The following is a 13,184-nucleotide window of genomic DNA, read 5'->3' as shown; positions in this document are numbered from 1 at the left end:
GCCTGTATTTGAGCAGACTAAAAAAACAGGTGTCCCATGCGATCAGTCAAGGTCGCGCTTCTGGGGCTCTTACTGGTAATGGCAGGCCCTGCCAGTTCAGCGCCCGAAGTGTCGAATCCCCCGAAACCCAGGCCATCGGAGGAGGGTTCCATCATGCTGGCCCAGTCTTCGACTTCCAACCTTGCCTTCGCGCGGTGGATCGACGGCTTCCGGTCGCGCGCCCGCGCCGCCGGTATCCGCGACAGCGTGTTCAACGCCGCCTTTCAGGGGGTTCGCTACAATACCGACGTGATCCAGAAGGACCGGAATCAATCCGAGTTCACCAAGCAGATCTGGGAGTACCTCGACAGCGCCGCCTCGGAAACGCGGGTCAAGAACGGCCGCGAGGCGCTGCGGAAGAACAAGCGCGTGCTGGCTGAGATCGAGTCGCGCTATGGCGTCGAAGCCGAAGTCGTGACCGCGATCTGGGGGCTTGAAAGTGCCTACGGCACGTATCGTGGCGACCGGCCGCTGATCGAGTCGCTCGCGACGCTGGCCTTCGATGGCCGGCGCGGGCGCTTTTTTGAGCAGCAGTTGATCGCGGCTCTCAAGATCATACAGTCTGGCGATGTCGCGCCGTCGCGGATGACGGGCAGTTGGGCCGGCGCGATGGGCCATACCCAGTTCATCCCGACCTCGTACCTGTCCTATGCGGTCGATTTCCGAGGCGACGGCAAGCGCGACATCTGGTCGGACGATCCGACCGACGCGCTGGCCTCGACAGCCGCCTATCTGAACCGGTTCGGCTGGCGCAAGGGTCAGCCATGGGGCGTCGAAGTGGCGCTACCGCGCGGCTTCGACTTTCGCCAGACCGGTGAGCGCATCAAGAAAAGCCCGTCCGAATGGGCGGCGATGGGCGTTCGGGACGTAAACGGTCGGCAAGTGCCGAACCACGGTCCGGCGTCGATCCTTTTGCCCGCCGGCGCTCAGGGCGCGGCATTCATGATTTTCAACAATTTCCATGTGATCGAGCGGTACAACACGGCGGATGCCTATGTGATCGGCGTAGGTCACCTGTCGGATCGGATCAGCGGCGCCGGGCCTTTGAAATCAGGCTGGCCACGCGACGACCGCAACCTCAGGTTCGTGGAAAAACAGGAGATGCAGCGCCTCCTGACAGCGCGTGGTTTCAACACCGAGGGCGTGGACGGCATAATCGGACCGAACACGATTCAGGCGATCCGGCGGTTCCAGGCCTCGGTCGGGATGACCCCGGATGGTTACGCCAGTTACGAGATCCTGCGACGCCTGCGGTGAACACTGGGACAATCGCCTGCTAGGCACCGTGGCGCCAGCAGCCCTTCCAGTGGTCGTTCACAATGCCCACGGCCTGCAGATAGGCGTAGATGATCGTCGTGCCCACGAAACTCATGCCGCGTTTCTTCAGGTCCTTCGAAATGGCATCCGACAGTGCTGTCGACGCGGGGATGTCCTCAGGACTATCCCAATGCCCGACGATCGGCCGACCATTCACATGCGCCCATAACCAGTTCGAGAAACTGCCGAACTCCTCTTGCATCGCCAGATACACCCGCGCGTTGCTGCGTGCCGCTGGAACCTTCTGCCGGTGCCGCACGATCCCTGGGTTCTGCAACGCGGCTTGCAGCTCGGCATCGCTCATCTCCGCGACGCGCCCGATGTCGAAGCCGTGGTAGACTTCCCGGTATCCCTCGCGCTTGTTCAGGATGGTTTCCCAGGAGAGACCGGCATGCGCGCCTTCGAGGATCAGCATCTCGAATAACGTCCTGTCGTCGTTCACCGGCACGCCCCACTCCGTATCGTGATAGACGGCATAACGCTCTGAATGCGAACCGAAACAGCGTATCTTGTCGTCGACCGGATGAGTCATTTCACCAATCTAGCCCGAGGCATCTTCAGGGTCGATACACACTACTGACATCTTGTGGCAGCAGCTTTGAAATCAGGGTCTGGATGTCGTCGAAGGGGGGGCCGAAATGAGAATGCTGTGTTGCGGTTTTGTCTACAATTCGCCGACTCGTGAAACGCCCTTTTGCGAAGGCCGGGGATTTCGTGATTTAGTCACGCGCAAGTCATCCGGGACCAAAAAAGAAGCGAAGCAGACCGATGAAACTATCTGGCATAATCGCATTCCTGTCAGCTACGGCGCTTGGCGCGTGCTCCGCAAACTCTGTGTTATTGGGAGCGCCGGAGCCGCTGTTCATCGGTACCCGTGACGCGAGCAATTCCGCGAACGGGCAGCCATTCGCGGTTTCGGATTCGGTTCTTGAAGATCTCGAGGAAGCGGGGACGATCAAGGTCAAGGTCGTGCGGGCATTGACTGATTGGGATTCAGGGGCGACGAGGCTGCAGATCTCTAGCGAGACCTTAACTCTGGCCTCCGGGGATTTCTCCGATAATCTCAGCAGTATCACGCTTACCCTAGGTGGGAAAACTCTGATATTCGACGAAGGTTCCACGCCCGTTTCCACGAACCCGTCCAACAGTTGGTTTTCCTATCTGAACACGGGCGGCCCCATAAATACTGTCTATATCACTAGTGAGGTGTCGGCAACGGGAGCGGTCTACGCCTATGAAGACGCAGAGAACCCGGCCCTGACCGGCGAATTCGACACCGAGGCATTCTTCGCCTTCGGGTTCGAGACCGACCCGGACGAGATCGCCGTACTTGTGGGGACGGCAATCTATTCAGGTGATTTTGCGGGCTATGGTCAGGTCATCGATCCTTCGACAGGTGATGTGATCCTGAGCGAACGAGAATTTTCAGGAACGATAACTCTGACGGCTGAATTCGGCGCGACCACCCCTGATGTCAGCGGCGATCTCGATGGAAACATCAACTATGCCGATGGCTCCTTCACCGACTTCACGGCCTCGTTCTCCGCGCCGATCGAAGGTAATGGGTTCGCAGGCTCTCTTGATAACATGACCTGCGCCGATGCGGTTTGCCTGTCCGATTCCGAATTGGCGGGCGCGTTCTACGGCACCGACGCCCTCGAAAGCAGCGGCCTTCTCGGCATGAATGTTAGAGTCATTCCTGACGCGGATGACGAATACCAATTCATTTCTGGCGGTGGGTTCACCGCAACCCGGCCCTCGCAGCCTTAGGTCCGCCTTATCAGGCAGCGGCGGGCCGCGCCGGCCCCCGCAGCAGCAGCCAAAAGGCAAAGCCCACTTCCGATATCGTCACGATGACAAGAAGGGCGACACGCACCTGGCCAAGGGCGGCCGCTTCAGGGAAAGCGAAGGCATGGGCGCTATCCAGAAGATATCCCATGCCGCCCAACATCAGGCCATAACCAAGCAGCTTTGGATACTGTCCCGAGGCCACGATCAGCCGACCAAGGATCAAGAGATGGATGGTGAAGAAGATCTGCCAAATCCAGACGCCAGCGTCGTGGATCGTCAGCATGAGGTAGGCGAGTGCGTAACGCTGTTCTTCTTCGAATGCCGAGAAGGGCGACGATGGCTCGGCCAATGCCACAAGCCCAGCATGGAAGAACAACATCGCGGCCATAACCGCGACCATGGCAAACCGGGCCAGCGCGGCCGAGAGCGACAACGCCGCGTGAACGTGGCGGAACATGAGAAACAGCATCGCCGTGACCATCACCTCGGCGGCCATCATCACGATGTCACCTCCGATACCGGCCAGGAATAGCCCTCGATGCGTCGCGATCATCTCAAGTGTCGCGGCAGGATCGCCTGGCACATGCAGCACGCTGGGCACGTAGGCGATCGCGAAACCGCCCGAGACGGCGATGGTCAGGTAAAAGGCGCCCGCCCAGGCGGCGAAAGCGCGCGATTGGGGATCGTTCGGGAAGTGCATGGGATGCTCCTTTCTGGCGCGTCATTTGGCTTGGCCGTTCGATACGCGGTTTCGGATATCGAAAGAATTGTCTGAATCCGTACTCGATCCATGCAGAAACGCATGGATCGGAAAGGCTGCGTCAGGTGCGCGAATGATCGCGCCGCATGGCTCCGTGGGACTCCGGTCCCCAGACGTCGGTGCGGATCAGGCCGCGTGCGCGCTCCAGCCCCTTGCCCGTGGGCGCGCCCTCGACCTGAACGATGGGCGCCATCCCCGGTGTCAGCCTGTGACGCAGAAAGGCCATCGGATGCGCACGGAGCGTCAGGCGCATGGCGACGAAATCCTCGACCACATGCTCGCCCTCCGTCATCTCGGGCAGAAGGGCCGCAGGTTCGACGATGCCTTCGCCATCCATGTCGCCGGCGAAAAGCGGCAGTGGCCTGGCGGCCCCGATCGCGGCGGCGGCCCAAAGGGCATCGCGGCGGCTCAGCCCCAGCGAGGCAAACACATCCGCCTCGGCCAGCATCCGGAGCAGCCGCGGCTCCACCCCCGCGCGGCGCCAGACGTCCTCGACGCTCAGATAGCCGTTGCCGCGTGCGGCGGCGATCCATGTCGCCTCTTCCTCGCGCATCGACTTGATCTGCCGGAACCCAAGCCTCAGGGCCAGCCCGCCCTTGCCGTCGGGCTCCATCGTGCAGTCCCAGGTCGAGGCGTTGATGTCGGGCGGGCGCACCTCGACCCCGTGCTCGCGCGCGTCGCGCACGATCTGGGCCGGCGCATAGAACCCCATGGGCTGCGAGTTCAGAAGCGCGCAGGCGAAGATGCCGGGATGATGGCATTTCAGCCAGGACGATGCATAGACCAGCAGCGCGAAACTGGCGGCATGGCTCTCGGGAAACCCGTAGGAGCCGAAGCCTTCGATCTGGCTGAAACACCGCTCGGCGAAGTCGCGCTCATAGCCGTTGTCATGCATGCCCTTCAGGAAACGGGTCCGGAACTCGCTGACGTTGCCGTGCTTCTTGAAGGTCGCGAGCGACCGGCGCAGGCGGTCGGCCTCTTCGGGGGTGAAGCCCGCCCCAACGATGGCGATCTGCATCGCCTGCTCCTGGAACAATGGCACCCCCAGTGTCTTGCCCAGCACCCGGCCCAACTCGTCCGAGGGGAACGACACCTCCTCCTCGCCATTCCGGCGGCGCAGGTAGGGATGCACCATGTCGCCCTGGATGGGACCAGGCCGGATGATCGCCGTCTCGATCACCAGGTCATAGAAACAGCGCGGCTTCATCCGGGGCAGAAAGTTCATCTGCGCCCGACTTTCCACCTGGAACACGCCCAGAGAGTCGGCCTTGCATAGCATGTCATAGACGCGCGGATCCTCGGGCGGCAGCGTTGCCAGCGTATACTCCGTCTGGTGATGCCGTCGGATCAGGTCAAAGGCCTTGCGGATGCAACTGAGCATCCCCAGCGCCAGAACATCGACCTTAAGGATGCCCAGCGTGTCGATGTCGTCCTTGTCCCAGCAGATGACCGTGCGGTCCTCCATCGTTGCGTTCTCGATCGGTACCAGCTCGTCCAGCCGCCCCTCGGTGATCACGAAGCCGCCGACGTGCTGGCTCAGATGCCGGGGAAAGCCCTGGATCTCGAAGATCAAGTCCAGCGTCTGGCGCAATCGCCGGTCGGTCGGGTCCAGCCCGATCTCGCGAAGCTGCTGTTCGGCCATGCCGGAGGTGTCGAAGAACCCCCAAAGCTGGGACGAGATCGCGCCGATTGTGTCCTCGGAAAGGCCCATCACCTTACCCACCTCGCGGATCGCCCGCTTGCCGCGATAATGGATCACCGTGGCGCAAAGACCCGCCCGGTGACGGCCATAACGCTCGTAGATGTGCTGGATTACCTCCTCGCGTCGCTCATGCTCGAAATCGACGTCTATATCGGGCGGCTCGTCGCGCGCCTCGGAGACGAACCGCTCGAAGACCATGGTGCCGATCTCGGGCGAAACGCTGGTGACGCCCAGGCAATAGCAGACCACCGAGTTCGCCGCGCTACCGCGCCCCTGGCAGAGGATGTTGCGCGCTCGGGCAAAGGCCACCACGTCGCGGACGGTCAGGAAATAGGGCTCGTAGTTCAGCTTGGCAATGAGCCGCAGCTCGTGCTCCAGAAGCTTTTTCACATGATCCGGCGAACCCGATGGATAACGCCATTTAAGCCCTTCATATGCCAGCCGCCGCAATCGCTCTTCCGCCGTTTCGCCCTTGGCGATTTCGGACGGATATTCATAGCGCAGTTCTTCCAGCGAGAAACGCAGGCTCTGGGCCAGCGCCGCCGCGCGGTCTACCGCATCTGCATGAGAACCCAGAAGGCGCCGCATCTCGTCTTCCGACCGAAGCCGCTGTTCGGCGTTCGCCAATGCGGCGCGGCCCAGATCATCGACCTTCACGCCGGTACGGATCGCGGTCAAAACATCGCCCAGCTTGCGGCGCGATCCGTGATGCATGCGGGGCGAGGCCGAGGCGACGGTGGGAACCTTCAGCCGCTCCGCCAGCCGGGCCAGGGCGTCGAACCGCTCGGCATCCCGCCCGTCATAGACAGGCGCCATCAGCAGGTGGCAATCCGATCCAAAGCGGCGCGTCAGCCGGTCCGCCTGTTTCAGCCATTGATCTGCACCGCCCTCTGCCGTGCCGCCCTGTGGCGGGTGCAGTACAAGCGCCAGCCCCTCGCCGAACTCGATCAGGTCCTCCAGCCGTAACAGGCAGGATCCCTTTTCCGCCCGCAGCCGCCCGCGCGAGATCAGGCGGCAGAGCCGTCCCCATCCGGCGCGGTCGCGGGGCAGGGCGGTCGCGGTAAACCCCGTGTCCAGTACGATCCGGGCCGCTGGCAGCAGCCGGGGCACGTTCAGTATGGCCGCGCTTGCATCCATCGGGGGCGGTGTTACCCGGGTCTCGAACGCGGCCTTCGGCCCGTCCATGAAGTCGTCAGTTTCCTCCGGCGACAGTGTGCTGTTCTTCCGCCGTGCCGTCCCGCCGGGATAGCTCTCGTGCACCGGAGGAAGCGGTGCCCAGCCAGCCAGGGGCGCAGGCGGTCCGATTTTTTCGGTTTCCTGCAATTCCCTGACCTGCCGGGCGATCTCCTTCCTCCGCGCATACGCCCGCACGATGCCTGCAACCGAGTTCTCGTCGGCGATCGCAAGCGCATCCAGCCCCAGAAGCGCGGCCCGATCCACGTATTCCTCGGGATGGGACGCTCCGGTCAGGAACGTGAAATTCGACGTGATATCCAGTTCGGCGAAAGCCAAGTAGATGGGTTCCCTCGGTGTGCAGGTACATCGTCCACGACTCGATGAGGTGACAGAATATTCACGTTTTGTTCTATTTTCCAGCAGAAGCTGCGATTGGTTCTTCACGCAAGGCGCCCGGGATTCACGATGCGCTCACGCAGACTTTCCCCAGGTGATTGCGCTGTGTCACCCAGTAGGCCAGTTTCATTCCAGCGGCGCTGGTTCGCCGATGTCGGAAAGACCTTTTGAGCTCGCTAACTGGTGGTGGATCATTCTTCGCCTAATGGCACCCACTGGTCGGCATCAGCGAAAAATGACGAGTGACACAGTTCAAGTCAGGGGCGCAAGACGAACGAGTGGTTGGGTGCGATCACGCCTCAACAAGGTCCGGAATGGGAGCCAATGTCCCCATTCACTTTCCTCCATTCCGGACCATACTAGTCGCGTTGGCACTTGCCGGAGCGATGACAAGCCAGAAGCGCCTTCAGGTCCGCCTGCTTCAAGGGTATCGAATTCCCGCCGCAGGGTCCGATCTCCAGAACCGGAACATCGTCGGTGAGTCGCAACGCGCCGAGGATGTCGCGGTCGGTGACCGGGTCGCCGCACCAGACCGACAGGCAAGTTACGCTGACATCCACGTCACCGTCGAAGGCCTGGCTGAAATCCTCTTCGCCCAGAAGATGGCCTGTAATGCGAACGCGCGTAATGGCGGTCTCGCTCTCTGAAAGCGTGCCATTTTTCGGAATCTCAGGGATGGTAATCGGCTTCGCCGGGTCGAGTCGCCCCTTCACGATGACGAATCGCTCATCGCTCTCGGTCGCCTGCGAGTAGAGCCGAACCGCATCAGGAGGAAGGCAGGACAAGGCGTTCGCCGGTGACGCCAGAAATGAAAGCAGCGCGATCCGGCGGATCATGGGGCAAGACGGTCCCGGAACGCGTCAATGACCCGTTGGTAGACCTGACGCTTGAATGGCACGATATGCTCCAGAACCTCGTCCGGGTTTGACCAGCGCCAGCGGGTGAATTCCTTGTGATGGCGCGCGATGTCGATATCGGCATCTTCGCCACGGAAGCGCAGTAGAAACCACTTCTGCTCCTGCCCGCGATACCGGCCTTTCCAGACCTTCCCAAGCAGATGCTCCGGCAGGTCGTACCTGATCCAGTCGCCGGTCTCCGCTTCGACGGAAACCAGCGTCTCCGACACGCCTGTTTCCTCCTCAAGCTCCCGCAAAGCGGCGATCCGAGGGCTCTCTCCCTCGTCAATCCCGCCCTGCGGCATCTGCCACGCGCCCGGCGTGTCGGCGCGTTCACCCGTAAAAACAAGGCCATCAGCGTTGGCGAGCACGACGCCGACACAGGGGCGATAGGGAAGATCCGTGTTCATGGGCTGCATCCTAGAGCGTCGCTGCAATAAGTTTAAGAGGTGCCGCGGTCCTTCATTATCTGGCGGAACTCAGGCTAGGTCCGCGCTTCCAGTCGATGGAACAAATGCGTGAAGGCCGCCACGCCCACGATCGGTACCAGAAGGTTCAGAATTGGAACGGTCAACGGCACGGCCATCAAGGCTCCCGCGGCCCATATCGTCGTGAAGTTCCGCTTGTAGGCCGTCTTTGCGCCCATGCGGCCCAGCCGACGCACCGCGATCATCCGGTAGTATTCCCGGCCCAGAAGAAAGCCGTTCAGGCCGTAGAAGACAAACGGAGCAAGAGGCGTGAAATAAAGAACCAGGGCGGCGATGTTCGCAATGATGATGACGCCCAGGAAGCCCATCGATTCCCGGATGTTCTCTCCCAACGGGATGCGTGGCGCAGGGGGCAGCGACGGATAATGCCTCTCTTCAACGGCGTCGGCCACGTCATCGAGAAACAGACCTGTAAACGCCGACGCGACCGGCACCATCAGGAACACGGAGAGAACCAGCATCAGGAGCACCGAGCCCCAAGAAAGCAGGGCCTCGACGAAACAGATTTCCCCAACCCACGGCAGGCTGAAACAATCGGGAAGCAGCCACTGAACGCCTTGGAATATGATGAAATACGCCGCCAGCAAGAGAGCCAGCGTCAGCCCCACACCCTGGATCAGCACCCAGCGAAACCGCGGATCGCCCAGCTGCCCGATGGCGGCGAGGAACGACGCAGGGATCATGCCTCGATCCATTCGGTGATGCTGTCCATATCGGGCCGAGGCCGCTCCGGAGGCGCGCTTGTCTCGGTGCCGATATGGATGAAGCCTGCGATCCATTCGTGTGGCATCAGGCCAAGGTTCTGTTCTCGCCACGACGCATCGTGGCTGGCCCACCCCGAAAGCCAGTTGGCGCCCCATCCCGCAGCGAGCGCAGCGTTCAAAAGTTGCATGCACACTGCGCCCGTAGACAAAGTCTGTTCGATCTCCGGGATTTTTTGCGACGGCTTAGGGCTGGCGATCACCGCGACGGCCAGTTCGGCATCCGCGAACTGGGAGACTGCCTTGTCGATCTTCTCCGGCTCAATGCCCAGCCGCGCGCCCGTCGACGGTATCGACTTCGCCAAGCGGCCCATTGCGCTCTTGCCAAGCACGATGAACCGCCACGGCTCCAGCTTGCCATGATCCGGGCAGCGTGCTGCGACAGTCAGCAGGCGTTCCACCTCGTCACGCGATGGCACGGGACCGGTCAGCGTCTTTGCAGGTCGGGATCGCCGTTGCTCAAGAAATCTCAGCGCCGAAGGATTGGGATCAGGCATGCTGCCTCCACGTCTATTCTCTGCCAGCTAGCTAAGGCATCGCCAACCCCATTTCCAGAGATCGCGGCTACATCGCTACCGCCATCTCGCCCAGCATGTCATCCAGCCATCGGTCGAACGCCTTGCCCGGCTGCCGTTTTGCCAACGTATCAGCAAAAGGATCGACGGCCCGAATGACACTGCCGGACATTTCCTCCAGTACGGCATGGCCGAGGAATGGCACATGCATCTCGGAGTATCCGCCCTCATGCACCATCACCAAGCGCCCCTTGCAGACGTCGTTCGACAGCGCCATCACGGCGCGGGTCATTTCGCGGAAGGTCTCTTGCATCGCCAGCATCCGGCCCAGCGGGTCGAAGGCGCCGGCATCGAACCCGCAGGCCACGATGATCGCATCCGGCCGGAACGCTCGGATTGCGGGCAAGGCAAGCCGGTCCAATGCCATAAGATAGCCGCGATGCCCTGTTCCGGGCGGCAGTGGCACGTTCAGGTTCGCCCCCGTGCCGCGTCCGGTGCCGCGGTCGGCGAAATCGCCGGTGTCCAGAGGATAATTCCGCTCCTGGTGCAACGACACCGTCAACACGTCGTCCCGTCCATAAAAGATTGCCTCGGTCCCGTTCCCGTGATGCACGTCCCAGTCCAGTACCGCGATGCGTTCCGCCTTGCCCTCGGCCAGCGCGGCTTCGATGGCGATGGCGATGTTCGCCAAGAGGCAGAACCCGTTCTGCCATTCGGGCAGGCAGTGATGTCCCGGCGGACGCGAGAGCGCGTAGGCATTGGCAGTCGCACCCTCCAGAACCGAGAACAGCGCGCCTTTCGCAAGGCCCGCCGAGACCTTCGCGATCTCATAGCCGTCGGGCCCATAGGGTGCTCGAAGGCCCGTTTCGCCGCCGCCCGCCTTGGCGATGGCGCGAAATTCAGACAGGAAACCCTCGGGGTGTATGCGCCTCAGGTCCTCCTCGGTTGCTGGTTCCGAGCTACGGGTCGTCAGTTCCGCCCAAAGTCCGCTGACATGCAGCAAGTTCTTAAGCCGTCGTTTGGTCTCCGGGTTTTCCGGCAATCCGCCCGAGGAGGCCGGCTGCACCATGCCACCAACGGGGGCCATGAAGCTGTAGTTGCCGCCCGAGTGCCAGAAACACCGTTCGTCCCAGAAAAACCCCGTCGCCATGTGCGCCTCCCCAATTTACTCTTGGCCACCATGACCGACCTTTCCGACAGGGTGAAGCCCGGCGCGACGATTGCCGTGCGCGCGACACCGAAAGCCTCGCGTGACCGGATCGACGACGGTATCGATCCGCTGCGCGCCTACGTCACCGCGCCGCCAGAAGATGGCAAGGCGAACGAGGCGATCCGACGCCTGCTGGCCAAATCGCTCGGCATCGCGAAGTCCCGGCTCACTCTCGTCCGGGGTCAGAGCGCGCGCGACAAGGTGTTCCGAATCGACTGATCCTTCCTCTTGGCGAAAATACTTCGGGGGTTCGAGGGCAGAGACCCCGAGGGATAAGGTTCATGCCTCAGCTGAAGTGGTTCCGAGTCCTGTTCGCAAATGCCACCAGCGAGAGCATGACCGGCACCTCGACCAGAACGCCCACGACGGTGGCCAGCGCTGCGCCCGAGTTGAGTCCGAACAGGCTGATCGCAACTGCGACGGCAAGTTCGAAGAAGTTCGATGTTCCGATCAGCGCGCAGGGTGCTGCGATCCTGTGCGGAACCTTCATCGCGAAGGCGGCCGCATAGGCCAATGCGAAAATCCCGTAGCTTTGGATCAGGATCGGAACGGCGATCAGGAGAATGATGAGCGGCCGTTCAAGGATGGTTTGTCCCTGGAACCCGAACAGGATCACGACAGTCACGATCAGGCCGAGAACCGAGAATGGCTTGGCCTTGCCCCGGAACGCTTCGATTGCGGGAGGAGTCCCCAGCCGTCTCCGCGTGGCAATCCCGGCGACCAGCGGCAAGGCGACGAACAGGGCCACGGACAGCACCAGCGTCTCCCACGGAACCTCGATGTCGGTCACGCCCAGCAGCACGGCGACGATGGGCGCGAAGGCGAAGACCATGACCAGGTCGTTCACCGAGACCTGCACCAGCGTATAATTCTCGTCCCCGCGAGTTAGTTGCGACCAGACAAAGACCATCGCCGTGCAGGGCGCCGCACCCAAGAGGATCAGCCCCGCGATATACATCTGGGCGTCGTCCGGCGCGATCAGATCTGCGAAGACCACGTCGAAGAACAGGACCGCCAGGGCGGCCATCGTGAAGGGCTTGATCAGCCAGTTCACCACCAAAGTGATCGCCAGACCTTTGGGCTGGCGAAAGACACCACCCAGCGAGCCGGGATCGACGCCAACCATCATCGGATAGACCATGGCCCATATCAGGACGGCGACGACAATGTTGACCTTCGCGATCTCGGCCGCTGCCGCCAGTTCGACCAATCCGGGAAACAGGTTTCCGATCGCGATTCCTGCCGCCATGGCAAGGGCGACCCAAAGCGAAAGGTAGCGTTCGAAAATACTCATGCCCGATGGCCTTGCGTTCAGGCCGAATGCGCTCCGTCGGCCAGTCCCTTTACGAAGGCGCAGACCTCCGCTGGTGAGAGGCCGTCGGCGATCTTCTCGACGATGGCTGAACCCACGACGGCGCCGTCCGCCACGCTGGCGATCTCGCGTGCAGCCTCGGGCGTCTTGATTCCAAAGCCGACGATGACGGGCAGATTGCCTGCCGCCTTGATCCGGGCAACTTCCGGTCCGACTTCGCCCGCAACAGCATTGGCGGCGCCGGTGATGCCGGTGATCGAGACGTAATAGACGAACCCGGACGTGTTCTGCATCACTTTGGGGAGACGACGGTCGTCTGTCGTCGGAGTGGCCAGCCGGATGAAGTTCAATCCGGCTTTCTGCGCCGGGATACAAAGCTCTTCGTCCTCTTCCGGCGGCAGGTCCACGACGATCAGACCATCGATCCCTGCCTGTTTGGCGTCGACGAGAAAACGGTCGACGCCGTAAGAATAGATCGGGTTGTAGTAGCCCATCATCACGATCGGAGTGGTGTCGTCACCCTTACGGAACTCCCGCGCCATTTGCAGCGTTTTCGGAAGCGTCTGTCCCGCCTCCAATGCGCGCTGTCCGGCCAGCTGGATCGTAGGGCCGTCTGCCATCGGGTCGGTGAAGGGCAGGCCCATCTCGATGATATCCACACCGGAGCCGGGCAGGCCCTTGATGATCTCCAGTGACCTCGCATAGTCCGGGTCGCCCGCCATCACGTAAGAGACGAACGCCTTCCGGCCCTCGGCCTTCAGCGCGGCGAATTTCGCTTCGATACGGGTCATGGCAGCCTCACCGGTTTGGTTCGACGCCCC

At 61.9% G+C, this 13,184-nt stretch carries 13 protein-coding genes; 3 read left to right on the top strand and 10 right to left on the bottom strand.

From position 1 onward, the window contains the following. Positions 1 to 36: 36 nt before the first annotated feature. Complete coding sequence (locus tag ACKLNI_RS12780; RefSeq protein ID WP_413719463.1) at positions 37 to 1,296, top strand: lytic murein transglycosylase; 1,260 nt, start codon at positions 37 to 39, stop codon at positions 1,294 to 1,296. A 19-nt stretch (positions 1,297 to 1,315) separates the two neighbouring features. Here ACKLNI_RS12780 and ACKLNI_RS12775 read toward each other — a convergent pair whose 3' ends face one another. Beyond that, positions 1,316 to 1,888, bottom strand: coding sequence for a DNA-3-methyladenine glycosylase I (locus ACKLNI_RS12775; protein ID WP_413719462.1), 573 nt, complete (start codon positions 1,886 to 1,888; stop codon positions 1,316 to 1,318). 302 nt (positions 1,889 to 2,190) lie between these two features. On the opposite strand from ACKLNI_RS12775, the gene ACKLNI_RS12770 reads away from it, so the two are divergent. Next, a complete protein-coding gene (locus ACKLNI_RS12770; protein WP_413719461.1) occupies positions 2,191 to 3,126 on the top strand; it encodes a transferrin-binding protein-like solute binding protein in 936 nt (311 codons plus the stop codon). A gap of 10 nt (positions 3,127 to 3,136) precedes the next feature. On the opposite strand, the gene ACKLNI_RS12765 is transcribed toward ACKLNI_RS12770, so the two are convergent. The 7 genes from ACKLNI_RS12765 to ACKLNI_RS12735 form a co-directional block, all read right to left on the bottom strand. After that, complete coding sequence (locus ACKLNI_RS12765; protein ID WP_413719460.1) at positions 3,137 to 3,847, bottom strand: DUF4386 domain-containing protein; 711 nt, start codon at positions 3,845 to 3,847, stop codon at positions 3,137 to 3,139. A gap of 121 nt (positions 3,848 to 3,968) precedes the next feature. Next, positions 3,969 to 7,121 (bottom strand): error-prone DNA polymerase, encoded by a 3,153-nt coding sequence (locus ACKLNI_RS12760; RefSeq protein ID WP_413719459.1) that lies wholly within the window; start codon positions 7,119 to 7,121, stop codon positions 3,969 to 3,971. A 419-nt stretch (positions 7,122 to 7,540) separates the two neighbouring features. Beyond that, complete coding sequence (locus tag ACKLNI_RS12755; protein ID WP_413719458.1) at positions 7,541 to 8,017, bottom strand: hypothetical protein; 477 nt, start codon at positions 8,015 to 8,017, stop codon at positions 7,541 to 7,543. Beyond that, on the bottom strand, positions 8,014 to 8,487 hold the full coding sequence (locus ACKLNI_RS12750; protein WP_413719457.1) for an RNA pyrophosphohydrolase: 474 nt from the start codon (positions 8,485 to 8,487) through the stop codon (positions 8,014 to 8,016). Before ACKLNI_RS12750 ends, ACKLNI_RS12755 begins: the two co-directional genes overlap by 4 nt. A 74-nt stretch (positions 8,488 to 8,561) precedes the next feature. Continuing rightward, positions 8,562 to 9,248, bottom strand: a complete 687-nt coding sequence (locus ACKLNI_RS12745) for an EI24 domain-containing protein (RefSeq protein ID WP_413719456.1) — start codon at positions 9,246 to 9,248, stop codon at positions 8,562 to 8,564. After that, positions 9,245 to 9,823: a nitroreductase family protein gene (locus ACKLNI_RS12740; protein WP_413719455.1), complete on the bottom strand. Its 579-nt coding sequence runs from the start codon at positions 9,821 to 9,823 to the stop codon at positions 9,245 to 9,247. Before ACKLNI_RS12740 ends, ACKLNI_RS12745 begins: the two co-directional genes overlap by 4 nt. Positions 9,824 to 9,890: 67 nt before the next feature. Next, positions 9,891 to 10,991, bottom strand: a complete 1,101-nt coding sequence (locus ACKLNI_RS12735; protein ID WP_413719454.1) for a class II histone deacetylase — start codon at positions 10,989 to 10,991, stop codon at positions 9,891 to 9,893. Between the two features lie 30 nt (positions 10,992 to 11,021). Here ACKLNI_RS12735 and ACKLNI_RS12730 point away from each other — a divergent pair, with 30 nt between their 5' ends. Next, positions 11,022 to 11,270 (top strand): DUF167 domain-containing protein, encoded by a 249-nt coding sequence (locus ACKLNI_RS12730; protein WP_413719453.1) that lies wholly within the window; start codon positions 11,022 to 11,024, stop codon positions 11,268 to 11,270. Positions 11,271 to 11,337: 67 nt separating this feature from the next. On the opposite strand, the gene arsB is transcribed toward ACKLNI_RS12730, so the two are convergent. Continuing rightward, positions 11,338 to 12,345, bottom strand: coding sequence for an ACR3 family arsenite efflux transporter (gene arsB, locus ACKLNI_RS12725; protein WP_413719452.1), 1,008 nt, complete (start codon positions 12,343 to 12,345; stop codon positions 11,338 to 11,340). 17 nt (positions 12,346 to 12,362) lie between these two features. Continuing rightward, positions 12,363 to 13,154, bottom strand: a complete 792-nt coding sequence (trpA, locus tag ACKLNI_RS12720) for a tryptophan synthase subunit alpha (protein WP_413719451.1) — start codon at positions 13,152 to 13,154, stop codon at positions 12,363 to 12,365. Positions 13,155 to 13,184: the final 30 nt, after the last annotated feature.

The sequence above is a fragment of the Silicimonas lutimaris genome, assembly GCF_047314965.1.
Lineage (GTDB): Bacteria > Pseudomonadota > Alphaproteobacteria > Rhodobacterales > Rhodobacteraceae > JAVJUV01.
This window is presented reverse-complemented; position numbering and strand designations above follow the sequence as displayed.

Bases quoted from the DNA above. Each gene is read 5' to 3' on its own strand.
- ACKLNI_RS12780 (WP_413719463.1), top strand. From the start codon at position 37: ATGCGATCAGTCAAGGTCGCGCTTCTGGGGCTCTTACTGGTAATGGCA.
- ACKLNI_RS12775 (WP_413719462.1), bottom strand. From the start codon at position 1,888: ATGACTCATCCGGTCGACGACAAGATACGCTGTTTCGGTTCGCATTCA.
- ACKLNI_RS12765 (WP_413719460.1), bottom strand. From the start codon at position 3,847: ATGCACTTCCCGAACGATCCCCAATCGCGCGCTTTCGCCGCCTGGGCG.
- ACKLNI_RS12755 (WP_413719458.1), bottom strand. From the start codon at position 8,017: ATGATCCGCCGGATCGCGCTGCTTTCATTTCTGGCGTCACCGGCGAAC.
- ACKLNI_RS12750 (WP_413719457.1), bottom strand. From the start codon at position 8,487: ATGAACACGGATCTTCCCTATCGCCCCTGTGTCGGCGTCGTGCTCGCC.
- ACKLNI_RS12745 (WP_413719456.1), bottom strand. From the start codon at position 9,248: ATGATCCCTGCGTCGTTCCTCGCCGCCATCGGGCAGCTGGGCGATCCG.
- ACKLNI_RS12740 (WP_413719455.1), bottom strand. From the start codon at position 9,823: ATGCCTGATCCCAATCCTTCGGCGCTGAGATTTCTTGAGCAACGGCGA.
- ACKLNI_RS12735 (WP_413719454.1), bottom strand. From the start codon at position 10,991: ATGGCGACGGGGTTTTTCTGGGACGAACGGTGTTTCTGGCACTCGGGC.
- ACKLNI_RS12730 (WP_413719453.1), top strand. From the start codon at position 11,022: ATGACCGACCTTTCCGACAGGGTGAAGCCCGGCGCGACGATTGCCGTG.
- arsB (WP_413719452.1), bottom strand. From the start codon at position 12,345: ATGAGTATTTTCGAACGCTACCTTTCGCTTTGGGTCGCCCTTGCCATG.
- trpA (WP_413719451.1), bottom strand. From the start codon at position 13,154: ATGACCCGTATCGAAGCGAAATTCGCCGCGCTGAAGGCCGAGGGCCGG.